Consider the following 26,282-nt stretch of genomic DNA (forward strand, 5'->3'; position numbering starts at 1 on the left):
TTTTTCAATTCCCCTTTCGATTCCTTTTTCAATTCCTTCTTCCATCCAACTGGTAACAATTTGCATAACTTCCTCCTTTTCTTCTGTTATTAATGCACCTATTTCTGTTTTAAATTTCTCTTCTTCTATTTTATTCAATCTCAAATATGTATCAATGAAACCTGATATCAATTGCATTTTGGCTGGATTTAATTTTAAGGTGACTAATAACCTTAAACATTGTGCCTTGACTTTTGGCCTATCTTCTGGTGCTATGCTCATTTTTGACATCAAAGCTGATGCAACTGGATTTTGACTAGTTAAAAAGTCTCTCCAGTTGAGTTGATTTAGTTGCACTACTCGATAATTAAATTTTAGCACCTCAAAATCAGGAAAGTTGATTTGATAGTTATTTACAGCTACAGTTTTGGGTGAGTCGTAGGAAAATATAACTATCGGATAAATTGGCAAGTCCAATTTTTCATCTAATCTGGCAAAATAACGAAACATTCTTTGATTAAATTTCGCTCTAGCACCTGATTCGGCTTCAACATGAATCACAAGATAAGAAGGTTGATCTAAAAATTTAACTTTGGCTATCAGGTCAGTTTCATGTTTGTCTCCTGCGGTAACATCAGTAAATATTTCCTTGTCTAAAAATATAATTGATTCGGTATCTATATATTCGAGAACTTGAGGAAAGAATAATTCTATAAATTCTATGAAAAAGGTTGATATTAGTTCTTTGAACAATCGGTCATGGTCTATATTTTCTTTCATATTGTTATCTAATTTAAAATTTACCTAATTTGATAATTAATTGTTTTTTAAACTTCATCTTCGTCAATTATCGCATTCCGATCTAATATTAACAGATTTCTTAATTGATCAGTATCCATTTCTGTTAACCATTCTTCACCTGCACCTACAACTTGTTCTGCTAGTTGTTTCTTGCTTTCAATCATGACATTAATTTTTTCTTCTAATGTGCCTGTACACACGAATTTATGAACCTGCACGTTACGGGTTTGCCCAATACGAAATACTCTATCTGTCGCTTGATTCTCGACCGCAGGATTCCACCATCTATCAAAATGGAAAACATGATTTGCCCTCGTTAAATTTAATCCTACACCACCAGCTTTGAGCGAAAGAATCATAATTGGTGGTGCTTGAGGATCATTCTGAAAACGATCAATCATTTCTTCCCGTTGCTTTTTAGTTGTGCTACCATATAAAAATAAAATTTCTCTACTAAACTGTTTTTCTAAATGCGGTTTGAGTAATTTACCCCATTCAGCAAATTGGGTGAAAATTAAAGCCCTATCACCCTCCGCTAACACTTCTTCTAACATTTCTTCGAGTCTTTGCAATTTAGCTGAATGATGTTCTGCTAAACTCCCGATTTTCAAATACTGTGCTGGGTGATTACAAATTTGTTTCAACTTAACTAATAAAGCTAAAATCATTCCTCTTCGCTGCAATCCTTCTGCCGATTCTATCTCTACTAAAGATTCATCTACCAATCTTTGATAGAGTGTCCCTTGTTCAGCACTAAGTCCACAAAATACCGTCATTTCTTGCTTTTCTGGCAAGTCTTGAATAATTTCTTTATCAGTTTTTAAGCGACGTAAAATAAAAGGTTGCACCAAAGAACGTAATTGATTTAAAGAAGCCGAATCACCATACTTTTCAATGGGCATGGCAAACCGTCTTTGAAAAAATTGCTTATTACCTAAATATCCAGGGTTGAGAAAATCTAAAATAGACCACAATTCCTGCAATCTATTTTCTACAGGTGTCCCTGTTAAAGCAATACGAAAGGTAGTTTCTAATTGCCGCACTGCTTGAGATTGTTTCGAGTCTGAATTTTTGACATTTTGAGCTTCATCTAAAACCACCATTTGCCAAGGAGTAGTTTGCAATAATTTAATATCTCTATAAATTAATGAATAGCTAGTAATAACTAAATCATGCTTTTTAATTATTTCAGCAAACTCTTTACCCTTGGGACGTTTATCACCGTGATATTCTAAAACTTTTAATGTGGGGGCAAATTTATTTACTTCTCTTTTCCAGTTACCTAATACAGAGGTTGGACAAACTAACAAAGTTGGTTTTTCTAATAGGTTATCTTCTTGTAAATGTAATAAAAATGCAATCAGTTCTACAGTTTTACCCAAACCCATATCATCTGCAAGACAAGCACCTAAACCCCAACGTTCTAAAAAAGCTAACCAAGCTGCACCTCGTTCTTGATAAGGTCGTAATTGTCCTTGAAAACTTTTAGGTGTGGTTAAGGGTTCTATAGTTTGATTATTAGTTAATGCCCCCACCAATTCTTGTAATGCCCCTGAAGCGTCAAAGCTAACAACTGGTAATTTTTCAATTACCTGAGTGTCTCCTTTACTAATGCGTAAAGCATCTTCTAAAGAAAGAGTCATTTGATCTTTGCGGGATACAAAAAAGTTATTAGCCGTTTTAATATCTTGGGGACGCAATTCCACCCACTCACCGTTAATTTCTACGAGGGGACTATTTAAAGCTACCAGTCTATCAAATTCGCGTTTAGAAATTGTTTGTCCACCAATTGCTAATTGCCACTGAAAATTTAGTAAACTTTGTAAACCTAACCTTCCTTGTTTTGGCGTTTCTGCGGTGATTTTTAACCCTAAACGATTTGCCCATCCTTCCCGATTTGCTAAACTTGGTGGTAAAATTACTCCTAACCCATTATCTTCTAATCTCCAAGCCACAGATTTGATAAATTCATAAGCTTGCATGGGGTTAATGCGACAAAGTTGCGGAGATTCGGTTTCTAAACTGGGGGCTATAATTGGGTACAACCGAGAAGCTAAACCTAAACCTCGCAAGAATGTTTCTTGGGGTTGTTCAATAATTCGATTTTGATGAAATAACTTTTCTACAGGGTTAGCCCAAATAGTTTTTGCATCAATTAAAAATTCAGAATTATCTGTTGCTTGCAGAAAATACGCTAATATCCAATCTGTTTCCCCGTTTTCTGGAGAACGCAATTCTAAACAGGTACGAAATAGGTTTTTAGTTGTTAATTGATGTTGTAAAGGTAAAGTCCAAGCCTTTAGTGCCGCTTCTAATCTTTCTATACCGATTATATCTGAATTAATTGTGTTGGTTGCCCCTGTTAAGTTTTGTAACCATTGCTGTACGGCAGATGGTAAAGATATCATGACTCTGCTTTCTAGGGGAGATTGAAAACCAAGCATCTCGCGCACTTGGACATCTATGATATTATTGAGAAAGTCTAAAATTAATTCTTGCGGTTGTGTTGGTAAATCAATTGCTAATTTTTGATCTTGCTGATAACTGCAACAAGATAATGGAATTTGAGCGGCGAATTTTTCGAGCCTAGTTCCATCTATAGCACTATCTAAAAGCACTTGCCATTTAGCAACTAAAGAGTTATTTGAGTTTTTTTGAATGGTTGGTAAAAATTTAGAACGGGAAATTAAATCTAAACTCCAACGGGCTATTTGCACCCAAAAACGTAAATCTCCTCCCATAAAAGCATTTTTCTCTGCTGATGAATTTAATGGTAAGGAGGTAAGAAATTTAATTGCTGCGGGTGGTGTGAGACTAAAACCCTCTATTTTCCAAGGTTGTAGATATGTGTGGGATTTTAATTCATCTCCTAAATTACCAGAATGCAGGGGATGAATGTTGGTTAAAGAGGTTTCAGGGAAAATACTTGGTAAGGCAATGATCTGAGACTCGGATGGGAAATTATGATCTAAATTGGTGGTGGTTTTAGTTTTTTGGGTTTTACTGACAGAAGTTGTAGATTTAGGGAGGAAATCGGTAATTTTTATATTGGATGATTGCCAGTGATCGTTTAATTCCTGGGGGGAGATTCCTAATGGATGTGATAAAATTTCTCCAGTATGACTAGATTCAGCGTATCCTTGTAGCGATCGCCAGGTTTCTCCCCAAAGAAATAAACAACTATTTTGATTTTTTATAATCCAGCTACCGTGTAATATTGCCATATAACATAGAATTTATGCCCATTATAGCAGAAAGAGGCAATGAACTCCCAAACTTTATTGATGATCTTTCTTGGCAAGAGAAGCAGGTCAGAGTGCATAAATGTTAGGATTGCCACAGAGCGAGAATAGTGTGCATAGAAGGAAAAAAAACTGAATGGCAGAAGTTGATAAGTCAATATCCTTTGATGGACGGGATATTCGACTCAAGGTAGGACTATTAGCCCCCCAAGCTGGAGGGTCGGTGTTGATACAATCGGGGGATACGGCTGTTTTAGTAACGGCTACAAGGTCAGAAGCCAGAGAAGGCATTGATTTTCTCCCCTTGACGGTAGATTATGAAGAAAGATTGTATGCAGCCGGTAGGATTCCTGGGGGAATAATGCGTCGGGAAGGTCGTCCACCAGAAAGAGCAATTCTTACCAGTCGTCTGATAGACCGTCCTCTACGTCCTCTTTTCCCTTCATGGTTGCGCGATGATCTGCAAGTGATTGCTTTCACCATGTCCATGGACGAACAAGTACCGCCTGATGTGTTAGCTGTAACTGGTGCTTCAATTGCTACCCTGATTGCCCAAATTCCCTTTAACGGACCAATGGCAGCAGTGCGGGTAGGCTTAGTGGGTGATGATTTCATTATTAACCCGACTTATGCAGAAATTGAAGCCGGAGATTTAGATTTGATTGTCGCTGGTTCACCTGATGGTGTGATCATGGTGGAGGCGGGGGCGAATCAGTTGCCAGAACAAGATATTATTGAGGCAATTGATTTTGGTTACGAAGCAGTGCGGGATTTAATCCAAGCACAGTTAGATCTAGTTGAAGAACTGGGTCTAAAAATAGTGCAGGAAGCACCACCAGAGCCAGACCAAACACTAGAAAACTATATTCGCGATCGCGCTAGTGCTGAAATTAAGAAAATATTAGCACAATTTGAGTTAACAAAAACTGACCGTGATGCTGCTTTAGATGTAGTCAAGGACGGAATTAAAGCCGAAATTGAAGCCCTGGCAGAGGAAGACCCCATTCGAGTCGCCGCCACTAGCAATGGTAAAGCCCTTGGTAATACCTTTAAAGAGATTACCAAATACTTCATGCGTCGTCAAATTGTTGAAGACAACGTGCGCGTAGATGGTCGTAAGCTGGATGAAGTCCGCCCTGTATCCTGTCAAGTTGATGTTTTACCCAAGCGGGTACATGGTAGCGGTTTATTTAACCGTGGTCTAACCCAGGTATTAAGTTGTTGTACCCTTGGTACACCAGGAGATGCCCAAAACTTGAATGATGATCTCCAAGTAGATCAACACAAGCGTTATCTGCATCATTACAACTTTCCCCCCTTCTCCGTTGGAGAAACTAAACCGATGCGCGCCCCTGGCAGACGGGAAATTGGACACGGGGCTTTGGCAGAAAGAGCGATTTTACCAGTTTTACCACCCAAAGAAAAATTCCCTTACGTGATCCGTGTAGTATCAGAAGTGCTTTCTTCTAACGGTTCTACTTCCATGGGTTCCGTTTGCGGTTCTACCCTGGCCTTGATGGATGCTGGTGTACCCATTCTCAAGCCCGTGAGTGGTGCAGCAATGGGTCTAATTAAAGAAGGAGACGAAATCCGAATCCTTACTGATATTCAAGGGATTGAGGACTTTTTGGGAGACATGGATTTCAAGGTAGCTGGTACTGATACTGGTATCACTGCTTTGCAAATGGATATGAAAATATCCGGTTTGTCCATGGACGTGATTAAACAAGCCGTTCACCAAGCCAAAGCCGCCCGGTTGCACATTCTAGACAAAATGCTTCTGGCGATCGACACCCCACGCATCGAAACCTCAGCCTTTGCCCCACGGCTATTAACCATCAAGATTGATCCTGATATGATCGGTCTGGTAATTGGCCCCGGAGGTAAGACAATTAAGGGCATCACTGAAGAAACTGGTGCAAAAATTGACATCGAAGACGATGGAACTGTCACCATTTCTGCGATCGATGAAAGTAGGGCTAAAAAGGCGCGTAACATTGTCCAAGGCATGACTCGCAAGCTGCACGAAGGTGATGTTTACGTTGGTCGTGTTACCCGAATTATACCCATTGGTGCTTTTGTGGAGTTTTTGCCAGGAAAAGAAGGCATGATTCACATTTCTCAATTGGCTGACTATCGTGTTGGCAAGGTTGAGGATGAAGTGGCTGTTGGTGATGAAGTGGTGGTGAAGGTACGGGAAATTGATAACAAGGGTCGGATTAATCTTACCCGTTTGGGTATCCACCCAGAACAAGCAGTTGCAGCACGAGAAGCTGCGGCCGTGAATCAGTAGAATAAATTAAGGATTTTAGATTTTGGTTGAATCGCCAATCTAAAATCCGCGATGCCTGCTAGAAAGGCATCGCTGCACGATTTTTTAACTAATTTAATAACGTAAGTCCTAATTACAGCAGTTTTCGATTAAAACCACCACAAAAATAATCTGTAATTCATTCATCCGCGTTAATTTGCGTTTAATTCCTCTTATAAGTAATGAGACAGAATTAATTACACAACTGGTTTTTCTGTTCCCTATTCCCGGTCACTGAGCGTATCCAAAGTGCTGTTCCCTCTCTCAACAGCAATTCTCATTTTAAGGTTTCATGACATTTAACCCCTTACATTCATAGAATTTTACAATTCTTAACAAATCCGGGAATCACTGAAATGGCGCAAACTCGTTTCAAAATGAGAATTGCTGCTTTGTTGTCTTTGCGATTGTCCCTAATGCAATTCGACAGCCAAATAAATCACCTAGAACTTCGCTCAATCTGTCGTCGGGAATAAAATGCAAAATGCTGATAGTATAAATAAGATGCTACTGGTCTAATTCTTCCTCCATACTGTACTCGTGCTGTGACAGATTCTGAAAAACTCCCTTGTTAGGAGAGTTTTTCATTCTGGACATCGGTTAAAATATTCTCTGAGGACTTAAATGTGAAGACATACAAAATTATTACACTAGGTGCATCAGGTGCTGGTAAAACAGTCTTTTTAGCAAGTATGTTTAAAGCACTTTCAATCCAAGGAGATTACACATTCTTCCTTGAAGTTGAAGATCAAGCAAGGCGAAAACGACTTAATGCTATTTACACTCAAGTAATAACTGCGGATAATTGGCCTGAAGGAACAAAATATGGCGATGTATCAGAATGGACATTCAACTGTCGCGTTAAAGTTCCCACACTTGATACTTACACTGCTTGCCAATTCACTTACTTTGATTATGCTGGTGGACGGCTTATCGATTCCGAGGAAGATGCAGAATTTACCAACATTGTTCAAGAAAGCAGCACTATTCTAGGTCTTCTAGATGGTAAAAAAATTTATTCTTTAATGAAAGATAGTAATGATTTAGCTGTTAATATTTTTCTTAATAAAGATTTACCAAATATCCTCAAATGGATGAATACATCTAGAGTACCAATCCACTTTGTTATTAGCAAGTGGGATCTAATTGAAAACGAATTCTCTTTAAGGCAAGTGCGTGAGCGTCTGCTGAAAATTCCAGCATTTGAGGAACTTATTCACATTCGTAACCACGCAAATTCTCCAGTCCGTCTTATTCCAGTCAGCTCTATCGGTTCAGGATTTGCAATTCCTCAACCTGATGGCAGCATGAAGAAAATTTCTGGTGCAATTCCTGACCCCTTCCAAGTTGAAGTACCTCTTGCTTGTGTTTTACCAGATGGGTTGCAAGCTCGACTCAGTGAGGTTAAAGAGAAACAACAAGAGATTGAAAAAACGAGTAAAAGTAAGCCTAATATATTCTCAAATGTGCTGGTTTTTGTTGGCAAAGCCGCTCAGATATCTATTAATGTAGCATCATGGGCTTTTATTCCTCCAGAATTTCAAGTTGAGAAAGCTTTACTTCATAAATTAAGTGAGAGCATTGGATTGGGATTAGAAGGTCGCAGAAAGGCTTCTATCGAGAGAGAAGAAAAATTAAATCAAGAACGAAATGCCTCTCTAAAACTTGTTAAAGATGAAGAAACTGCTCTGATGCACGCAGTTGATAATTTTGCAGTTATTCAAAATAAATTTGAGCGAGTTTTTCCAGATTCAGAATTGATTTTGATGTGATTTGCATACTTGTCATCTGGAATCTTATTACTTTTCAAGTTTTGCTTTTGTGAAATTAACCATTCAAGCCAATTTTTTGCAAATTAATGAAGAACTACAACATCATTACACTTGGGACATCTGGTGCTGGTAAGACGGTATTTTTAGCGAGCTTATTTAAGTCATTATCAATTCAGGGAGATCATGGCTTCTTTCTGGAAATAGAAGATCCTAAGAAGCAAAATTCTCTCAATAAAATCTATACAGAAGTAATCAGTGGAGAAACTTGGCCACGAGGAACAAGAGGTGAAGTGACAGAATGGGTATTTACCTGTTGTGTAAAAACTCAAGACTTATCAAAGTATCCGGCTTGTAAGTTTACATATTTTGATTATGCAGGAGCATTACTTACTGATTTAGATACGCTTGAAGAAGAAAGTCTTAGCTTTGATTTCCAAAAAAAAGTTGAAGAAGCTGATGCAGTTCTTGCTATTCTTGATGGTCTGCGAGTTCTCAAGTTTATGGAGGATCAACATCTAAGTGATAAAGGTGTTATGAAATGGATGCAGTCAGATTTGCCTAATGTAATGCAGTTAATAGACGACTGTAAGAGAGATACACCAGTTCATTTCATTATCAGTAAGTGGGATTTGGTAGAAAACAAGTATTCATTGCTTGAGGTGCGTAATCGCTTATCAGAGAAGGTTACTGAGTTTAAAAATGTGGTTCGTAACCGAACGGGTGCAGGATGTCCAGTTCGGTTAATTCCAATTAGTTCTGTAGGTATGAGCTTTGCAACTCTTCAATCTAATGGGCAAATGAAGAAGATTCCTGGTGCAATTCCTCATCCTTTTCAAGTGGAAGTACCACTTGCTTGTGTGTTAATAGATGGGTTAAAAGCTCAAGTAAATAAGTTGAAAGTAGAACAGGAAAAAATTCTCCAAAGACCTACTGAAGTTAAACCAAAATATGGATTTATTGGTAAGATAGATCAATTAATATCAAGCACAGTTTTATCAGTTTCTACCACCGTAATACGTCAATTTTTGCTTGCTAATCTACCTGATAAATACAAGATTAATAATTCTGCCTTACAGAAGTTTATTGACTTAACTGAAAAAAGCGTAGAGAAAATTGAAGGAAAAATTCAAAGAACTCAGGAAGAAGTAGCTAAAAAAGAGCAAGAAGCGGCTCAGGAAACTGAAAAATTACGTCAACAGCAGGAGAAATCTTTAAAGGATGTGAACGATGAAGAAACTGCATTGAATCATGCAGTTGACAGTTTTTTTTATATCCAAAAGAAGCTCATTGCTAACTTTCCAGCGTCTGACTTAGGAGGTTCAGGATTATGAATATTGAAGTTTGGCCTTTTCTGGTGAGCCGTAACCCTTATATTGATTATAGAACTATCGTTGCTCCCAATTTTATTTGTGATGCTGGTATTCCTAATCTATTAGCAAGAGCCACAGATGGTGATTTAACTGAGCCAGGTTATGCTACTTATCGAAAAATCGAGGGATCTAAAGTTGGGGATTTCAGCATTATTTTTCGTGTAGTTAAAGCATTGCAAAAAGATATTAATTCTGAAGGAGGAAATGAATTTCTCAAAGACTCTTTCGGACGAGAAATCTATTTGATAGAAGGTGTTGTAATTAAGAAGACAAACAAAGTTTCTATTACCAATGAGGATCTAGAAGAAGTTCATAGACAAGTAAAAGCCAATTATGAAAACTTCTGGGATTGTATTGATGCTCCTCCAGTAGTAGTCTCGACATCTTTCTATTTGGAACATAGGGAAACTTCAAGTTCACTGCGCCTTGAAGAGATACAATCATTAAAATTAAGTAATAAAGTCCAAAGTTCTGAAAATAAATCATGGCAACTTGAAAAAACACTACCCGTTGGATTTAGAGTTAGTTCAATTGCCATTAATCCTAAAGAAAACACGATTGCTGTTAAAAGTTATAACTCATTTGTTGCTATATGGAGCTTGAGTGAATATAAACGCCTTGCTTCAATCAATAAGAAGATAAGGAGTCCGATTAACTATGATAAAATATTTAACTTTGATCGGGATAAGGCAGTTGCTTTTAGTCCAGATGGTACATTAATTGCTTTCTCTATTATTCAAGGTACTGATCGTAACAATCTTTTGTTATGCAATGCAAAAATATTGCAAGAGGAAAGTATTTTTAAAGGGCATCACATTGGCTCATTTGGAAGAATTCATTCAGTTGCATTTAGCAAGGATGGTAAACTTGTAGCAAGCGCGAGCCAAGATTCAACTGTCAAGCTTTGGAACCTCACTACCAAAGAGGAATATGCTTCATTACAACATAAGAATCCTGTCTATACTATTTCATTTAGCCCTGACGGTTCTATACTTGCGAGTGGAGATAGTAAAGGATACGTTAAGTTTTGGGATATAAGAAGTAAGAATGAATTGGGTTTTATACACTCTGAAGAGTGGTCTTCAATAAACTCAATTGATTTTAACTCTGACGGCTCCATTTTAGCTGTTGGTGGAGATGGAGATTTGACAAACGGAAATCATGTAGAGCTTTGGAGTGTGAGTACAAAGGAAGTGATTCATTCCTTAACTGAACATAGTGATCCGATTAATTCAGTTGCGTTCAGCCCAGATGGTCAAACTCTCGCTAGTGGAAGCCAGGATAGAAGTGTAAAGCTCTGGGATGTGAAATCTGGTAAGGAACTACTGACTCTCCCGGATGATGATGGCTCTTCCGATAAAGTCACTTCAGTTGCGTTTAGCTCAGATGGTCAAACACTTGTAAGCAGTAGCGAAGATGGAACTGTCAAAATTTGGAGATGTTAGTTTGAAAAAGTAATCTCAGATATTAATAATTAAGCATTTTGCGCGGTCTAAAAGGGATCACTGTACCAAAAAAATTCTACTTGGTACTTTAGTCATTGCCACTAGATAAAAACTAGTTATCTTGTACTATATTTTGAATTCCAAAGTCGGGGTCAATACTCTATTTTTTTTCAAAATGAGAATTGCTGCTCTCTCAATTTGTCCGACTACTTAGGTGTAGTAATCGTTACTTTTTAACATCTACACCAACTCTTAATATCTTCTTTAGGAGTGAAGCTAAATTCTCGGATTACCCTTAAAGATGAAAGGATCTGCAAGAGTTAGCCAAACAAATTTATGACCCTACAAAGCTTTGGTGTGATTGGATTAGCCGTTATGGGCGAAAACATCGCTCTAAACGTCGAGCGTAATGGCTTCCCAATTGCAGTTTACAACCGCTCCCGTGAAAAAACCGATGCCTTCATGGCACAACGCGCCCCAGGACGGAATGTAAAAGCCGCTTTTACGCTAGAAGAATTCGTCGCTTCACTAGAACGCCCCCGCAAGATATTAGTGATGGTGCAAGCTGGTAAACCAGTGGATGCCGTAATTGCCCAACTAAAACCCTTGTTGTCTGAAGGCGATATCATTATCGACGGTGGTAACTCTTGGTTTGAAGACACAGAAAGACGTACCCAAGAACTAGAACCTGTTGGTTTACGCTTCATTGGGATGGGTGTCAGTGGTGGTGAAGAAGGTGCATTAAATGGCCCTTCATTGATGCCCGGTGGTACAAAAAGCTCTTACGAGTACCTATCACCTATTTTCAACAAAATTGCTGCCCAAGTTGATGATGGCCCTTGTGTAACCTACATTGGACCCGGTGGTTCTGGTCACTATGTCAAAATGGTACACAATGGTATTGAGTATGGCGATATGCAGCTAATTGCAGAAGCCTACGATTTGCTAAAAAATGTAGCTGGTCTGAACGCTACACAGTTACATGAAGTGTTCACACAATGGAATACTACTGACGAACTCAATTCATTTTTGATTGAGATCACAGCTAATATTTTCCCCTATGTTGACCCTGAAACCAAAAAACCCCTAGTTGATTTGATTGTTGACGCAGCCGGTCAAAAGGGAACTGGACGCTGGACTGTCCAAACTGCTTTGGAATTGGGTGTAGCTATTCCTACAATTACGGCGGCTGTAAATGCCCGGATTATCTCTTCAATTAAGGATGAACGGGTAGCAGCTTCTAAGAGTTTGACTGGACCTGGTGGTAGTTATAGCGGAGATATCAAGGCTTTTGTGAACATGGTGCGTGACGCGCTCTATTGTTCCAAAATCTGTTCTTACGCTCAAGGTATGGCGTTGTTATCTACAGCTTCTAAAACCTACAATTGGGATTTAAATCTGGGCGAAATGGCGCGGATTTGGAAAGGTGGTTGTATTATTCGGGCTGGTTTCTTGAATAAAATTAAGAAGGCTTTTGACGAAAATCCAGCATTGCCTAACCTGTTATTAGCTCCTGAATTTAAGCAGACTATTCTGGATAGACAAACTGCTTGGCGGGAAGTAATTGTGACTGCTGCTAAGTTGGGTATTCCTGTTCCAGCTTTCAGTGCTTCTTTAGATTACTTTGATAGCTACCGTCGCGATCGCTTGCCACAAAACTTAACTCAAGCCCAACGTGACTACTTCGGCGCTCATACCTACAAGCGTACCGATAAAGAAGGAACTTTCCATACTGAATGGGTTCCCATTGCTGAAGCTACGAAGTAAGATACTTCTAGTTAAGCTTTAAAGTCAGTCCTATTTGACTGTAGGGGCGGGGTTTCCCCGTCCTTGTTCCCTGTTACCTAAAACTAACTTGGGATTAACTGCGAAACAAATATTTATAGTGTAATAAAAATAGATTAACCATGATCGTAAAAAATACAATTTCTATCTAACCAAATAATATAAAATTTTTGCGGGAGTTTAAATCTTTTCTTACTACTCATTTGCATTCACAAGCTGAGTCTTAAAGTGTTTTTTGAGAGCTTGATGACTGATAATTATATCATCTTGACGTGCATCTTTCCAAGGTTCTTCTTCATGAATTAAGCTTAATAATTTCCATGCAGAAAACTGACCATAAACAGAATACACTTCATCTAGTAGTTCACGAGTTTGCTGATCATATTTTGAAAAATCAATATCTTCAGGAATAGGAATAGCATTAGAACCATGGTCTTTATATATATGATAAGCTTCAGGTACTACAGGTCCATGTGTCCAAGCTTCGATAGATTCTGAAAATAAAGGTTGATCATACAATGCTAAATGAAAACCTTGAGCATAATAAAGTAACTTTTGCAGCTTGAGATTAGACATCAAATCCCCAGCATCTTCATCTGTCTGCGCCAGAAAATATTTAGCAACATCATGACAATTAAGCATACCTAATTCCTTCCTTATTTAAATCAACAACTACTTCTACTAATCTCCCTCACAAACTCCTCCAACGCTTGCACAGTTCCCACCTGCCAAGCGCGTGTTACGGTAGCGGGTATCATCTGCGTTAGAGGAATATTAGGAAAAATGGAACTGTGATCAGATTTAATATAATTTCCATCACTAAACAAATAAATAGTAAACTTACCACTATCATAAATCCATAATTCAGGAACACCTATAACTCGATAAGCTTCCAGTGTAGTTTTAGAAGTCACATCTATTTCTATTGCTAAATCAGGAGGTGGATCATTTATTTCTAATCTCCGCTTATTGATCATTATTTGGTAATTTTGAATATAAAAACAGGCATCTGGTTCTACTGCGGCTGTATTTTCTCGTTTGAAAGTTGTTGAACCAAAAGGTTCATATTTTTTCCCCAACTGCTTCAGCAAGATTTTAACAATATCAGAAATTAAATCTTTGGGCTTTTCGTGTTCAGGTAGGGGAACCATAATTTCCAGTGTAAAATTACTGTACGCAACTCGCACAGAACGCTTTTCTCCCAGTTCTTGCAAAATAGATTCAAATTCTTGCCAACTCACATCCCGAATAGTAACTACACTACCAGGAGCTAACTGTATTTGGCTAACGGGTTTCACTACGGGAGATACAGTAGCCATACTTCTCAGCCTTAAATTGCTTTAACTCCAGATTAACTTAACAAGGGTCATTGTGGTGTTAGTAGTTATAAAAGATACCTATTTTTAGAATTTCACCCTTGGAAATTAGCGATCGCTAAAAAGTTTAAACGTATTTGTACTCCATGTACCCACAGTTTGATAATTTAGTACATAGTTCGCAATAATAATATAGGGAAGAAATTAAGTTGAGTTATCATTTAGATGCCATTGCTGCCCACGGTGGAGAATTGGTTAACCGGGTTGCTACACCGGAACAAAAGGAACTATTTCTCTCAAAAGCTGACGTTTTACCCCAAGTTACCCTAGACGATCGCGCTGTTTCTGATTTAGAAATGATCGCGATCGGCGGTTTTAGTCCCCTCACAGGGTTCATGAATCAGGAAGACTACGATCGCGTAGTTGCCGAAATGCGGTTAGCTAATGGTGTTGTCTGGTCAATACCAATTACCCTATCTGTCAGCGAAGAAATAGCCGCCCCCCTGAAAGTAGGGGATTTGGTGCGTCTGAATAACCCCAAAGGCGAATATATAGGGGTATTACAACTCACCGAAAAATATAGCTACGACAAAAACAAAGAAGCAATCAACGTCTATCGCACCGATGACGCTAAACACCCAGGAGTCCAAGTAGTCTACAATCAAGGTTCTATTAACCTAGCTGGTGATATCTGGTTACTACAACGCGATTCTCATCCCCATTTCCCCAACTACCAAATTGATCCGGCAGCTTCTAGACAGATGTTTAGAGAGAAGGGCTGGAAAACTATCGTTGGGTTTCAAACTCGCAACCCCATCCACCGCGCCCATGAATATATTCAAAAATGCGCCCTAGAAACAGTAGATGGTCTATTTTTACATCCCTTAGTTGGGGCAACTAAAGAAGATGATATCGCTGCTGATGTGCGGATGCGATGCTACGAAATTCTTTTAGAACACTATTATCCCCTAGACAGAGTAATTTTGGCAATTAATCCAGCCGCCATGCGTTACGCTGGACCAAGGGAAGCAATTTTCCATGCTTTAGTTCGTAAAAATTACGGCTGTACACACTTTATTGTTGGGCGGGATCATGCGGGTGTGGGTGATTACTACGGTACTTACGATGCCCAGTATATCTTCGATGAATTTGCACCCGATGAATTGGGTATTGTGCCAATGAAATTTGAACACGCCTTTTATTGCACACGTACCAAACAAATGGCGACAACCAAAACCAGCCCCAGTAAACCAGAAGAACGGGTTCACCTATCCGGGACAAAAGTGCGGGAAATGTTACGTCGCGGTGAGTTACCCCCACCAGAATTTTCTCGTCCCGAAGTAGCGGCAGAGTTGACCCGGGCAATGGGGGAGTCTGTATTAGCTTAGGGCTAATAAAAGTAGGGGTTTAATCGCACTCCCAAAAAGATGCGCCCGTTACTCCTATTTTCAGTAAAATTGCAAATAGATAAACTAAAACTTTACAGTACAGTCCTTAGCCCTTTAAGCTGTTAGCGGACGGGTTGAAGTCTGGTAGCTAATTTATGAAACGCCGTAGGTTTTTGCAAAGAATGGGCTGCTTACTAGCAGTGTTGGGATTAACTGAGGCTGAGTGGTTGACTTTAGGAAGCCACTATTATCGAGCTTTAGCCCAACCTGTATCCCGTAAGTTGGCGTTGTTGGTGGGCATCAATCAATATTCCTACAGTCCTGCCCTTGGTGGTTGTTTGACTGATGTGGAATTGCAAAGGGAACTTTTAATTAACCGCTTTGGCTTTGCGGCTGCTGATATTCTCACGTTAACTGAGGAACAAGCTAGTCGAGAATTTATTGAGGCAGCGTTTTTAGATCATCTGAGTGGGCAAGCTAAGGCCGGTGATGTGGTTTTCTTCCACTTTAGTGGTTATGGTACCAGGGTGAAATTGGGAACGTTGCCAGAGACGATTCACAATGCCTTGGTGCCGGTGAATGAGAAAAACGCACAAAATAATATATTTGGCAATTATATATTGGCAGAAACTCTGTTACTGTTGTTGCGATCGCTCTCCACAGAGCAAGTAATGGCGGTACTAGATACCAGTTACCATACTCCTAGTACATTCCAGCCGAAAGGTTTACGGACTCGCACCCGTCCAGAATCTCCAGAAATCAGGTTAGTAGCCAAGGAAGTCGATTTTCTCCAACAACTGAAAATCGAAGATTCAGGAGTAAACAAGGGGTTGGTGTTACAAGCAACTTCTAATCCCCAACAGTTAGCCCAGGAATTGTTTTTGTCTGGTTTAAGTGCCGGGTTATTTACCTATGCCCTCACTCAATATTTATGGGAAACTATACCAGCAAGTACCATTCAAATTCTTCTCTACCATGCTGCTAGTTCTATGCACAAGCTGGGTAGTAAACAGCAGCCGTCATTATTGATGGTTGATAAAAATGCTGAAAAAGTTTTATTGGTTAATGATTTTTTCACCAACGATGGTGGAGGGGAAGGAGTAATAACGGAGATAGAAGAAGACGGAAAAACAGTGCGGTTATTTTTGGCAGGATTACCCCCCCAAGTGTTGGAAAACTATGGGCTAAATTCTCAATTTACTTTTGGAGAGAGAGAAACGTTAGTATTGCGATCGCGCACTGGGTTAAAAGCCAAAGGGCAAATTATCAACTCAGAATCTATCAATCAGCCACAAGTTGGGCAACTGGTACAGGAATCAGTCCGCATCTTACCCCGGAATGTTGGCTTAACAATTGCGATAGATACCAAATTAGAACGAATTGAACGAGTTGATGCGACCAGTGCCTTTGCCGCATTAGCGAGGTTATCAACGGTAGCAACCGGAGAACAACCAACAGATTACATTTTCAGCAAGGTAAATCAAGATAACACCCGTTATGCCCTATTTTCTCGCTTGGGTGAGCTAATTCCCAATACTTCTGGGGAAATAGAAGAAGCTGTAAAAGTTGCAGTACAGAGGTTAGTGCCAAAATTACCCAATCTTCTGGCAGCAAAGTTATGGAGACTGACGGATAATGAAGGTTCTTCCCGGTTAGCAGTTAAAGTCACCTTGGAAGTTGTGAATAATATCTCACCCCGTGTAGTCATGCAGTGGGAAACCTTGCGGAGTCGTATAGCAGGAACTAAAACCAGAAAAATTACCAATCCTCAAGGAGAAGCTATTCCGACAATTCCTGTGGGTAGTAGGATGCAGTATCGGGTGCAAAATTTGAGCGATCGCCCTGTGTATTTTATGTTGTTAGGATTAAATAGTCGAAGTAGTGCGATCGCTTTTTATCCTTGGCAAGTCAGTCAACAACTGGGTGATTCAGAAACTAAACCATTATTGCAAAATATCATCATTGCCCCCGGAGAGACTATTACACTACCAGAAATCGCTGCTGTCTCTGAATGGGTAATTCCTGGAATTTCCTTATTTTGCGAACATCAAACTATCCTTAGCACAGAACCTTTTACAGAAACCCTCAATGCCTTGGGTTCTATAGATTACCCCATTGGCAACCGTAAACCTATTGCTGCATTATCGAATCCTTTAGAAGTTGCCCAAGCTTTGCTGCAAGATTTACATCATGCCAGTGCAGTTGTCACCGAGACAACCAGCACGGCTACAGATTACATCTTAGATGTGAATAATTGGGCAAGTTTGAATTTTAGTTTTCAGGTGGTTTAATAACTCAAGTTGCTAGTTATCTAGTTGAGGCTGGTTATTGGTGAGTAATTTTCTGTTGTAATCCAACACGGTTCGGGGAAGCCCGAAATTCTTTTTTAAACAAACCGCAGAGGCGCAGAGGACACAGAGAAATAAAAAGAATAAATTTTCAACTCAACTGTATTGTGTTGTGTTTTATACTCACAACGGTTGAGACATGGACTTTTGTATAATCACGAAAACCCTAGATTTATAATTAAACGGGCGGTTAGAAACCGCATCTACACAGGCAAAACCCACCTACGTGGGTTTCCAATCCTTGATTTTTCGTTAGTCCGCGCAGGCGGACTTTGTTTGTGTAGCCGTGACTTCTAGTCGCCAGGGCTTAAAACCCTACCCGGAGAATCAAACAATTAAGCCGTGTTGTGTTTTAACCCTGTAAATCCTCTAATCCTGGACATCCTGTTCGCGTAGCGTGGCGTTAGCCATTTCAGACATTTCACCTAACTAGCAACTTACGTTAATTGGGGATTGGGGATTGGTAATATAAGATTTATTCCTTCCCTACTTCCCCTGCCCCCTGTCTTACTTACAAATACTTCTGCAACAATAACGCCAACTTTTCCTTTGTCTGTGTTGGTGCATTGGCCAAATTCGTTAAAATCGCATACTTCAAAGCCGTATGTGCATCACTAGAAGGGGGATTTTCACTCAAACGTCGGACAGTTTCTTGAATCACCTTTTGAGCATTTACCGCATTGCGTTGTAAATTGCCAATAATCATTTCTACTGTCACACTATCATGGTCTGGATGCCAACAATCGTAATCTGTCACCAGCGCCAAAGTTGCATAAGCAATTTCCGCTTCTCTGGCTAACTTCGCTTCTGGTAAATTCGTCATCCCAATTACCGTTGCATCCCAACTGCGGTAAAGATGAGATTCGGCTTTAGTTGAAAATGCGGGACCTTCCATACATACATAAGTACCACCACGATGGAGACTGACATCTGGTAAATTTAAGGAAGCGATCGCCTCGGCCAAAACACCAGCTAAATTCTGACAAATTGGATCACCGAAAGCGATGTGTGCGACAATCCCCTCACCAAAGAACGTAGAAACTCGATTTTTGGTTCTATCAATAAACTGATCAGGTACTACCATATCCAACGGTTTAGCTTCTTCCTTCAAAGAACCAACCGCACTAGCAGAAATCAAATATTCCACACCCAGTTTTTTCATGGCGTAGATATTGGCACGAAAGGGCAACTCAGAAGGTAAAAGCGTATGATTACGACCGTGACGCGCCAAAAAAGCCACTCTAGTTTCCCCTAGTGTCCCCAGAATCACAGCATCCGATGGCGCACCAAAAGGCGTTTGTAATTCTACCTCTTCCACATCCTTGAGTGCATCCATTTTGTATAAACCACTGCCACCAATAATTCCAATTTTAGCTACTGCCATGATTTTCAATCTGTCACTTACTGAGTTGCCAAGTTATTCTACCGGAAATCTGGGTACAGTCGAGGCGTAAACGAGAATATAAAACAAGCGATCGCTGTTTCCTAAACATCTTCCCACTTCAGCCCTATCCTATGCTACCCTAGTATGGTTGATTATAATCTCGCACATCCGGGGATTCGGGTGTTTCCCCATGGGAAATGCGCCTGGATGGAGGTTTAACCCGAATAGGAGTAATAAAATATGCCAGTTGTTTCATTGGCTCAGATGATGGAGTCAGGGGTTCACTTTGGGCATCAGACCCGGCGCTGGAACCCAAAAATGTCTCCCTACATTTACACTTCCCGCAATGGCGTACATATCATCGACTTGGTACAAACTGCCCACTTGATGGATGATGCCTACAACTATATGCGAACCCAATCAGAGCAAGGGAAGAAATTCCTCTTTGTTGGGACTAAGCGGCAAGCAGCAGGCATTATCGCCCAAGAAGCAGCCCGTTGTGGTTCGCACTACATCAACCAACGTTGGTTAGGTGGAATGTTGACCAATTGGGCGACAATCAAAACTAGAGCAGATCGTCTCAAAGATTTAGAACGCCGAGAAGAAACAGGCGCTTTGGATCTATTGCCGAAAAAAGAAGCATCAATGCTGCGGCGAGAAATGTCGAAACTGCAAAAATATTTGGGCGGCATTAAAAATATGCGGAAAGTCCCTGATGTGGTCGTGATTGTTGACCAACGCCGGGAATACAACGCAGTTCAAGAATGCCAAAAATTGAGTATTCCCATTGTTTCAATGTTGGATACCAACTGTGACCCAGATGTGGTAGATATTCCCATCCCAGCCAACGACGACGCAATTAGATCCATTAAGCTGATTGTCGGCAAATTAGCAGATGCTATTTATGAAGGCCGTCATGGTCAGTTAGAACCAGAAGAAGAATACGAAGATTACGAAGGTGCTGAAGGAGATTACGACTACGAGGAAAGTGAATATACTGACTCGGTGATTCCTGAAGGTGAAGAGGAAGAAGTTTAAACAAAATTCAGGAATAGTGGTTTGTAACAGTTCATTATTCCTGAACAAGATCCTGTGAAACTTCATTGCTTTTTCTTGCCCGTCCCTGAGTAAGATAGAAATACCGAATACTCGTGAGCGATTACAACTCAAGGTCAAGTTAGGAATCGAAGCAAAATGGCGGAAATATCTGCAAAACTCGTCCAAGAGCTACGCCAAAAAACTGGTGCAGGCATGATGGACTGCAAAAAGGCGCTGAAAGAAACCGAGGGCAATATAGATGAAGCCATGGACTGGCTACGCAAAAAAGGTATTGCCTCGGCAGGGAAAAAGAGCGATCGCATTGCGGCGGAAGGTCTGGTAGACACCTACATTCAGCCTGACGGCAAGGTGGGTGTACTAATCGAAGTCAACTGTCAAACAGATTTTGTTGCCCGTAACGACGCTTTTAAAGCCCTAGTGAAGAACCTGGGTGAACAAGCAGCAACGGCTGATAATATCGAATCTCTACTGGCTCAACCCTATATTGAAAATGCCAGCATCACCGTAGATGAAGCCATCAAGCAAGTTATTGCTACCCTTGGTGAAAATATTCAAGTGCGGCGTTTTGTAGCTTTTTCACTCGGTGACACACCAGGAGTTATAGACAGCTACATTCACACCGGTGGACGAGTTGGTGTTTTGGTTCAACTGAATGCCCAAACAGACTCGGCTGCTGCTAAAGATGAATTTAAAGGCTTGGCTAAAAATGCAGCTATGCAAGTTGCCGCTTGTCCTAATGTCGAGTATGTCACCGTAGACCAAATTTCTGCCGAAATTGTCCAAAAAGAAACGGACATTGAAATGGGCAAGGATGATTTGGGCAATAAACCACAGAACATCAAAGAAAAGATTGTTCAAGGACGGATTGAAAAACGCTTAAAAGAAATGGCTTTGCTAGATCAACCTTATATCCGTGATCAAAGCATTTCTGTACAAGACTTGGTAAAACAAGTTGAATCTACAATAGGTGAAACAGTCCTTGTAAATGGCTTTGTGCGTTATGTGCTAGGTGAAGGCATCGAAAAACAAGAAATGAGCTTTGCTGAAGAAGTTGCTGCTCAAATGGGCGCTTTGTAAAGTCAACCCCGAAAGGGTGGGTTCTCCTGCTCTGACTAAATTCTCCCACAGGTCTAGCAAGTTTTGCTGGCCTGTGTTTTTATAGCAGGGAACAGCTTTTTTCACGCAGAGGCGCAGAGGCGCAGAGAGTTAATATATATGTACTATACAAGATTAGATATAAATTATGGTCAGAGCAATTGAGCGAATACAACAAGATATTACCATGCTGGAGGAGGGAATTAGAGCGATCGCTCTGGAACTGCATGGTGCCTATCGGAACTATTTAACTATATTGGGGCAAGGATTAGCAAAACAGTTGATTTTGGCTAGTTATCATCTGTGTACCCAGGGATATCCTGAAAACTTCCTGCATTTATCATTAAATAGAAAGCAACAACTACAGCAAAGTATCCGTAAATTGGGTCAACAAGCTGCTGAATATTTGCTAACTTCTTTTCAAGACAAAGAAGTTGGAGAAACGGAAGAAAGTGACGAAATAGACGAAAGTGACAAAGATCAAAAATTCTTAGACCCCTCCAACCCAGTAGAATTAGCAGAATGGCAACAGCAGTTAGAGGAAAAAATTCAGGAAACACTGAAAAAAACTTCCCATCAAGCTAACGTTTTGATTCAGAAAACCGGAATTTTGCCTAAAAAGCTCCCAGAACCCATTTTAGCCGCCGCCGCAGCAGTGGCATCAGAATCATCTGCCGAAATCATGCCAGGTCCACCCAACCTATTAAACTTAGTCATTGAAATTAGCAATGAACAAGATTCAGAAGACTCTACCCTGACACAAATCATGGCTATTAATCTGCGACTAGGAGAAATTGAATTTGCTGATGCCACACTGTTGTCAGGAAGAAAGCAAATTCGTAATATTTTAGTACAGCTAAATAAACTAGGCCGCGAGTATCAAAAAAAGCAGAGGGAACTTAAAGTTGCTGAAGCTGAAGCCGCTTGGCGAGCCAGTTGGTTTGAATAAGTTATGATTAACGACATACCAGATTGGATTAGATTACACAAAGCCTTGGCAGTAGAGGCAGAACACGGCTTTACTGATTTGGTGGGCAGACAATACCGCTTCAGTGAATTTCTCAGTTTGACCTTTGGGAAATTCCCCGCCGGTTTGCCCGCAAATGAACGTCGTCGTTGGCAAGAAATCGCCATGCAGTTTGCCAATTATCCCAATCTGGAAGTTACAGCAAGAAAGAACCTGGTAGCCCAAGTCAGGAGATATCTTGACCAACTGCAAAAGGAACTGGAAAATAACGGGGTAGAGGAGCAGGGGAAAAGTTATCAATCTAAAACCCCCAATCCCAAATCCCAAATTATCCCAGAAGTTAGTCGGCGATTAGCTCCGAAAATAGACCAAAAACTCAGCGATTTGCCAGAAATAGGCTTTAGGAAAGCTGAAAATTTGGGGCGGTTGGATTTGTATACCGTCCGCGATTTGCTGTTCTACTATCCCCGTGATCATATTGATTATGCCCGTCAAGTCAATATTCATGATTTAGAGGGGGGGGAGACGGTGACAATAGTGGCAACAGTTAAGCGTTGTAACTGCTTTACTAGCCCCAAAAATCAGAAATTGTCGATTTTAGAACTAATACTCAAAGACAATACCGGACAAATCAAAGTAGGGCGGTTTTATGCAGGGTCGCGCTTTAGTAGCCGTGGTTGGCAAGAAAGTTTAAAACGTAAGTATCCGGTGGGTAGTGTAGTCGCGGCTTGTGGGTTGGTGAAGGGGGGAAAATACGGTGTCACCTTGGATAATCCAGAGTTGGAGGTTTTGGCAAATCCTGGAGATACCATTGATTCTCTAACTATTGGTCGGGTTGTACCGATTTATGCCTTGACTGAGGGGGTGATGGCGAATACAGTTAGACAAGCGGTGATTGCGGCTTTACCTGCGGCGGCTAATTTAAAAGATCCTTTACCGAGTGGTTTGCGGGAAAAGTATGGTTTGATGGAATTGAAGGATGCGATCGCTAACATCCATTTCCCAGATGACAGCGACTCATTAAAAGTTGCCCGTCGTCGTCTCGTCTTCGATGAATTTTTCTACCTGCAAGTTGGGTTACTGCAACGTCAACAAAAAGCGCGAGAAGTGGCAACTAACGTCATTGTTGCCCCCAAAGGTGAATTATTAGCCCAATTCAACGAAATTCTCCCCTTTAAACTCACTAACGCCCAGCAAAGAGTTGTAAACGAAATTCTCAGCGACATCCAAAAACCCACCCCCATGAATCGGTTAGTCCAGGGAGATGTCGGTTCAGGTAAAACAGTCGTCGCCGTTGTCGCCATTTTAGCCGCCATTCAATCAGGCTATCAAGCCGCACTCATGGCACCAACGGAGGTTTTAGCAGAACAGCATTATCGTAAATTGGTGAGTTGGTTTAATTTATTGCATTTACCTGTAGAATTATTAACAGGTTCGACAAAAACAGCTAAAAGAAGAGAAATACATTCTCAGTTAGAAACAGGTGAATTACCTTTATTGGTGGGAACTCACGCTTTAATTCAAGACCCCGTTAATTTTCGCCAATTGGGTTTAGTCGTAATTGATGAACAGCATCGTTTTGGGGTAGAACAAAGGGCAAAGTTACAGCAAAAAGGCGAACAACCTCATGTATTAACAATGACTGCAACTCCCATTCCTCGGACGTTGGCGTTAACGGTGCATGGCGATTTAGATGTGAGTCAGATTGATGAATTACCACCGGGACGGCAAAAAATTCAAACAACCTTATTAACAGGTCAACAACGCGGACAAGCCTATGATTTGATGCGTCGAGAAATTGTCCAAGGAAGGCAAGTTTATGTGGTTTTGCCTTTGGTGGAAGAATCAGAAAAGTTGGATTTGCGTTCTGCGGTGGAGGAACATCAAAAGTTACAAGAGAGTATTTTTCCTGACTTTCAAGTAGGATTATTGCATGGACGGATGACATCAGCCGAGAAAGATGAAGCCATTAATAAATTTCGGGATAAAGAAACGCAGATTTTAGTTTCAACCACAGTAGTTGAAGTAGGTGTAGATATTCCCAACGCCTCAGTTATGCTAATTGAACACGCGGAGAGATTTGGTTTATCCCAACTGCACCAATTACGGGGACGTGTAGGTAGAGGTGCAGACCAGTCCTATTGTTTGTTAATGAGTAGTTCGAGAAGTGCCGATGCTCAACAAAGATTGAAAGTGTTAGAACAGTCTCAGGATGGGTTTTTTATATCGGAAATGGATATGCGTTTGCGCGGTCCTGGCCAAGTGATGGGAACACGTCAATCAGGTATAGCAGATTTCACATTAGCTAGTTTAGTAGAAGATGAAGACGTTTTATTGTTAGCGCGACAAGCAGCAGAGAAAGTAATAGAAATGGATGCCAGTTTAGACCGTTGGCCATTGATGAAAGATGAGTTGAAGTATAGGTATGCGCGGTTAATGGGTGGCGCTATTTTGACATGATTTGGTAAGTTTAAATAACTGTTATAATTTATAGTATTGGACAGATGAAGAAACTAAACTCTTCAATATCGAAAATTTCTTAGTTTTGTGATAAACTCTGGGTAATACTGATCAATTACCTAAATTTGATCATAAATATTTCCTCAATCTGTGAGCAATTGTCGCATTCTTGTACAATATAGATATATGTCCTGTTTTTGCAAATTTCCCTGACTAAGAGGACGCAATGAAAAAGCTCAAAACTGTGCAAGACCGGATTGCGTACCGTATTGCCCGCAGCAACCGTGAAGTATTTTTGCGTAAAGACTTTGAAGATATCGCTAATTATGACCAAGTTGGCCGTAGTCTGCGTATGTTAGAGGCTAAAGGCAAAGTTATCAAAATTGGTTATGGTTTGTATGCCAAGGCAGCTATTTCACCCTTATCAAATCGCATTATCCCTCGTAAGAGTTTGCGTGATTTAGCAATTGAAGCGTTAACAAAACTCAATCTGGAAGTAGTTCCCTCAAGTTATGATCAAGCTTACAATGAGGGGCGGACAACCCAAATCCCAACGGGGCGAGTGATTGGAGTGAAAGGGCGTGTGACACGCAAAATTGGCTATCAAGGAAAATATATAACCTTTGAATACGCAACTTAATCCAAAGATTGTAGAACTTATTGCTGCTGATCTCGGCGTTGATTCTGCTTTTGTTGAAAAAGACTGGTATGCAATGCGGATAATTGCCGCTATGATTACTGTTAAATCAAATATGCGGCTTGTTTTTTCCGGTGGAACGAGTTTATCAAAAGGATTTGGGCTAATTCAAAGGTTTTCAGAAGACTTAGATTTTAAAATAATTCTGCCGTCAACAGGCTTTGATAGGAAAGAAGCCCGAAATTATCGACATCTGCTAGTTGATGCAATACGCAAGGCTAGTTCTGATTGGTCACTTGAAGATGAGGACTGTGAAAGTAGAAATAAAGGACAATTTTTCGTTTGTAAAATCGCTTATCAGCAAAATTTCCAACCAGCAGTAGCGTTGCGTCCTCATATTAAGTTAGAAATCACTTTTAAGCCACCAGTTTTACCCTTACAAGTTCAAGAAAAACCTCTGCAATCTTTCATTGCTCAAGCTACGCCGAACGGAAAACCAGAAGTTCCCATGATAGCTTGTGTCTCACCTGTGGAAACGGCGGCTGATAAACTAAGTGTTTTAACTTGGCGTGTGTTATCTCGAAATCGTGAACATGAAAATGATGATCCAACAATCATCCGTCATTTACATGATTTAACAGCTTTGGAAGATTTTATCACAAAATACAAAGATTTTTCCAATCTGGTTGTTAGTCTCTTGGAGCAAGATGCACAACGAGCTAAAGGAATTAATCTTTCAGAAATTCCACCAAAACAGCGTTTGCAAAAAATGCTACAATACCTCGAATCTGATCCAATCTATGCTAATGAATATGATCTCTTTGTTAATGGTATGTCGTATGCTTTAGAGGATGATCGTCCCTCTTTCAGTCAAGCTTTAGATACTGTTCGTAGTATAATTAGCCGTATTTAATTATAGAATC

General features: G+C 40.2%; 18 protein-coding genes. 13 read left to right on the plus strand and 5 right to left on the minus strand.

All coding sequences use genetic code 11. The features are described 5' to 3' along the window. Both VB711_RS15600 and VB711_RS15605 read right to left on the minus strand, forming a co-directional pair. The coding region (locus VB711_RS15600; protein WP_323287047.1) for a flagellar assembly protein H at nt 1-759 on the minus strand (759 nt) is incomplete at its 3' end. A gap of 47 nt (nt 760-806) precedes the next feature. Further along, a complete protein-coding gene (locus VB711_RS15605) occupies nt 807-4,004 on the minus strand; it encodes a DEAD/DEAH box helicase (protein ID WP_323287048.1) in 3,198 nt (1,065 codons plus the stop codon). A 154-nt stretch (nt 4,005-4,158) separates the two neighbouring features. Here VB711_RS15605 and VB711_RS15610 point away from each other — a divergent pair, with 154 nt between their 5' ends. The 5 genes from VB711_RS15610 to gndA all read left to right on the plus strand — a co-directional run bounded on the left by VB711_RS15610 (nt 4,159) and on the right by gndA (nt 12,687). Next, nucleotides 4,159-6,315, plus strand: a complete 2,157-nt coding sequence (locus tag VB711_RS15610) for a polyribonucleotide nucleotidyltransferase (protein WP_323287049.1) — start codon at nt 4,159-4,161, stop codon at nt 6,313-6,315. Between the two features lie 644 nt (nt 6,316-6,959). After that, nucleotides 6,960-8,105, plus strand: a complete 1,146-nt coding sequence (locus VB711_RS15615) for a hypothetical protein (protein WP_323287050.1) — start codon at nt 6,960-6,962, stop codon at nt 8,103-8,105. 86 nt (nt 8,106-8,191) lie between these two features. Beyond that, entirely contained in the window at nt 8,192-9,436 is a 1,245-nt protein-coding gene (locus VB711_RS15620; protein WP_323287052.1) for a hypothetical protein, read from the plus strand. Continuing rightward, nucleotides 9,433-10,920 carry a WD40 repeat domain-containing protein gene (locus VB711_RS15625; protein WP_323287053.1) on the plus strand — a complete coding sequence of 496 codons (1,488 nt, stop codon included), beginning with the start codon at nt 9,433-9,435 and terminating at the stop codon, nt 10,918-10,920. The genes VB711_RS15620 and VB711_RS15625 overlap by 4 nt, the downstream gene beginning before the upstream one ends. 336 nt (nt 10,921-11,256) lie before the next feature. Next, on the plus strand, nt 11,257-12,687 hold the full coding sequence (gndA, locus tag VB711_RS15630) for an NADP-dependent phosphogluconate dehydrogenase (protein ID WP_323287054.1): 1,431 nt from the start codon (nt 11,257-11,259) through the stop codon (nt 12,685-12,687). Nucleotides 12,688-12,900: 213 nt separating this feature from the next. On the opposite strand, the gene VB711_RS15635 is transcribed toward gndA, so the two are convergent. Both VB711_RS15635 and VB711_RS15640 read right to left on the minus strand, forming a co-directional pair. Beyond that, complete coding sequence (locus VB711_RS15635) at nt 12,901-13,347, minus strand: Panacea domain-containing protein (protein WP_323287055.1); 447 nt, start codon at nt 13,345-13,347, stop codon at nt 12,901-12,903. A 23-nt stretch (nt 13,348-13,370) separates the two neighbouring features. Continuing rightward, entirely contained in the window at nt 13,371-14,024 is a 654-nt protein-coding gene (locus VB711_RS15640; protein ID WP_323287056.1) for a Uma2 family endonuclease, read from the minus strand. A gap of 206 nt (nt 14,025-14,230) precedes the next feature. Between VB711_RS15640 and sat the strand changes: the two genes are divergently transcribed. Both sat and VB711_RS15650 read left to right on the plus strand, forming a co-directional pair. Then, nucleotides 14,231-15,409: a sulfate adenylyltransferase gene (gene sat, locus VB711_RS15645; RefSeq protein ID WP_323287058.1), complete on the plus strand. Its 1,179-nt coding sequence runs from the start codon at nt 14,231-14,233 to the stop codon at nt 15,407-15,409. Between the two features lie 155 nt (nt 15,410-15,564). Next, nucleotides 15,565-17,700 carry a caspase family protein gene (locus VB711_RS15650; RefSeq protein ID WP_323287059.1) on the plus strand — a complete coding sequence of 712 codons (2,136 nt, stop codon included), beginning with the start codon at nt 15,565-15,567 and terminating at the stop codon, nt 17,698-17,700. 568 nt (nt 17,701-18,268) lie between these two features. Here the strand turns inward: VB711_RS15650 and VB711_RS15655 are convergent. Continuing rightward, a complete protein-coding gene (locus VB711_RS15655; protein ID WP_323287060.1) occupies nt 18,269-19,141 on the minus strand; it encodes an S-methyl-5'-thioadenosine phosphorylase in 873 nt (290 codons plus the stop codon). A 240-nt stretch (nt 19,142-19,381) separates the two neighbouring features. On the opposite strand from VB711_RS15655, the gene rpsB reads away from it, so the two are divergent. The 6 genes from rpsB to VB711_RS15685 all read left to right on the plus strand — a co-directional run bounded on the left by rpsB (nt 19,382) and on the right by VB711_RS15685 (nt 26,272). After that, entirely contained in the window at nt 19,382-20,179 is a 798-nt protein-coding gene (gene rpsB / locus VB711_RS15660; protein WP_323287061.1) for a 30S ribosomal protein S2, read from the plus strand. A gap of 156 nt (nt 20,180-20,335) precedes the next feature. Beyond that, nucleotides 20,336-21,277: a translation elongation factor Ts gene (tsf, locus tag VB711_RS15665; protein WP_323287063.1), complete on the plus strand. Its 942-nt coding sequence runs from the start codon at nt 20,336-20,338 to the stop codon at nt 21,275-21,277. A gap of 166 nt (nt 21,278-21,443) precedes the next feature. Then, the gene (locus VB711_RS15670) at nt 21,444-22,244 is read left to right on the plus strand and encodes a hypothetical protein (protein WP_323287064.1); all 801 of its coding nucleotides are present in this window, start codon (nt 21,444-21,446) and stop codon (nt 22,242-22,244) included. 3 nt (nt 22,245-22,247) lie between these two features. Beyond that, a complete protein-coding gene (gene recG, locus VB711_RS15675; RefSeq protein WP_323287065.1) occupies nt 22,248-24,722 on the plus strand; it encodes an ATP-dependent DNA helicase RecG in 2,475 nt (824 codons plus the stop codon). A 226-nt stretch (nt 24,723-24,948) separates the two neighbouring features. After that, complete coding sequence (locus VB711_RS15680) at nt 24,949-25,362, plus strand: DUF6088 family protein (RefSeq protein ID WP_323287066.1); 414 nt, start codon at nt 24,949-24,951, stop codon at nt 25,360-25,362. Further along, the gene (locus VB711_RS15685; RefSeq protein WP_323287067.1) at nt 25,346-26,272 is read left to right on the plus strand and encodes a nucleotidyl transferase AbiEii/AbiGii toxin family protein; all 927 of its coding nucleotides are present in this window, start codon (nt 25,346-25,348) and stop codon (nt 26,270-26,272) included. Before VB711_RS15680 ends, VB711_RS15685 begins: the two co-directional genes overlap by 17 nt. Nucleotides 26,273-26,282 lie beyond the last annotated feature (10 nt).

The sequence above is a fragment of the Cronbergia sp. UHCC 0137 genome (assembly GCF_034932285.1).
Classification (GTDB): domain Bacteria; phylum Cyanobacteriota; class Cyanobacteriia; order Cyanobacteriales; family Nostocaceae; genus Cronbergia.

What these genes read in the sequence shown, in the direction of transcription:
- VB711_RS15635 (WP_323287055.1), bottom strand. Translation starts at nt 13,347, where the DNA reads ATGCTTAATTGTCATGATGTTGCTAAATATTTTCTGGCGCAGACAGAT.
- VB711_RS15605 (WP_323287048.1), bottom strand. Translation starts at nt 4,004, where the DNA reads ATGGCAATATTACACGGTAGCTGGATTATAAAAAATCAAAATAGTTGT.
- VB711_RS15610 (WP_323287049.1), top strand. Translation starts at nt 4,159, where the DNA reads ATGGCAGAAGTTGATAAGTCAATATCCTTTGATGGACGGGATATTCGA.
- VB711_RS15620 (WP_323287052.1), top strand. Translation starts at nt 8,192, where the DNA reads ATGAAGAACTACAACATCATTACACTTGGGACATCTGGTGCTGGTAAG.
- VB711_RS15625 (WP_323287053.1), top strand. Translation starts at nt 9,433, where the DNA reads ATGAATATTGAAGTTTGGCCTTTTCTGGTGAGCCGTAACCCTTATATT.
- tsf (WP_323287063.1), top strand. Translation starts at nt 20,336, where the DNA reads ATGGCGGAAATATCTGCAAAACTCGTCCAAGAGCTACGCCAAAAAACT.
- gndA (WP_323287054.1), top strand. Translation starts at nt 11,257, where the DNA reads ATGACCCTACAAAGCTTTGGTGTGATTGGATTAGCCGTTATGGGCGAA.
- VB711_RS15670 (WP_323287064.1), top strand. Translation starts at nt 21,444, where the DNA reads ATGGTCAGAGCAATTGAGCGAATACAACAAGATATTACCATGCTGGAG.
- recG (WP_323287065.1), top strand. Translation starts at nt 22,248, where the DNA reads ATGATTAACGACATACCAGATTGGATTAGATTACACAAAGCCTTGGCA.
- VB711_RS15680 (WP_323287066.1), top strand. Translation starts at nt 24,949, where the DNA reads ATGAAAAAGCTCAAAACTGTGCAAGACCGGATTGCGTACCGTATTGCC.
- VB711_RS15640 (WP_323287056.1), bottom strand. Translation starts at nt 14,024, where the DNA reads ATGGCTACTGTATCTCCCGTAGTGAAACCCGTTAGCCAAATACAGTTA.
- rpsB (WP_323287061.1), top strand. Translation starts at nt 19,382, where the DNA reads ATGCCAGTTGTTTCATTGGCTCAGATGATGGAGTCAGGGGTTCACTTT.
- VB711_RS15650 (WP_323287059.1), top strand. Translation starts at nt 15,565, where the DNA reads ATGAAACGCCGTAGGTTTTTGCAAAGAATGGGCTGCTTACTAGCAGTG.
- VB711_RS15655 (WP_323287060.1), bottom strand. Translation starts at nt 19,141, where the DNA reads ATGGCAGTAGCTAAAATTGGAATTATTGGTGGCAGTGGTTTATACAAA.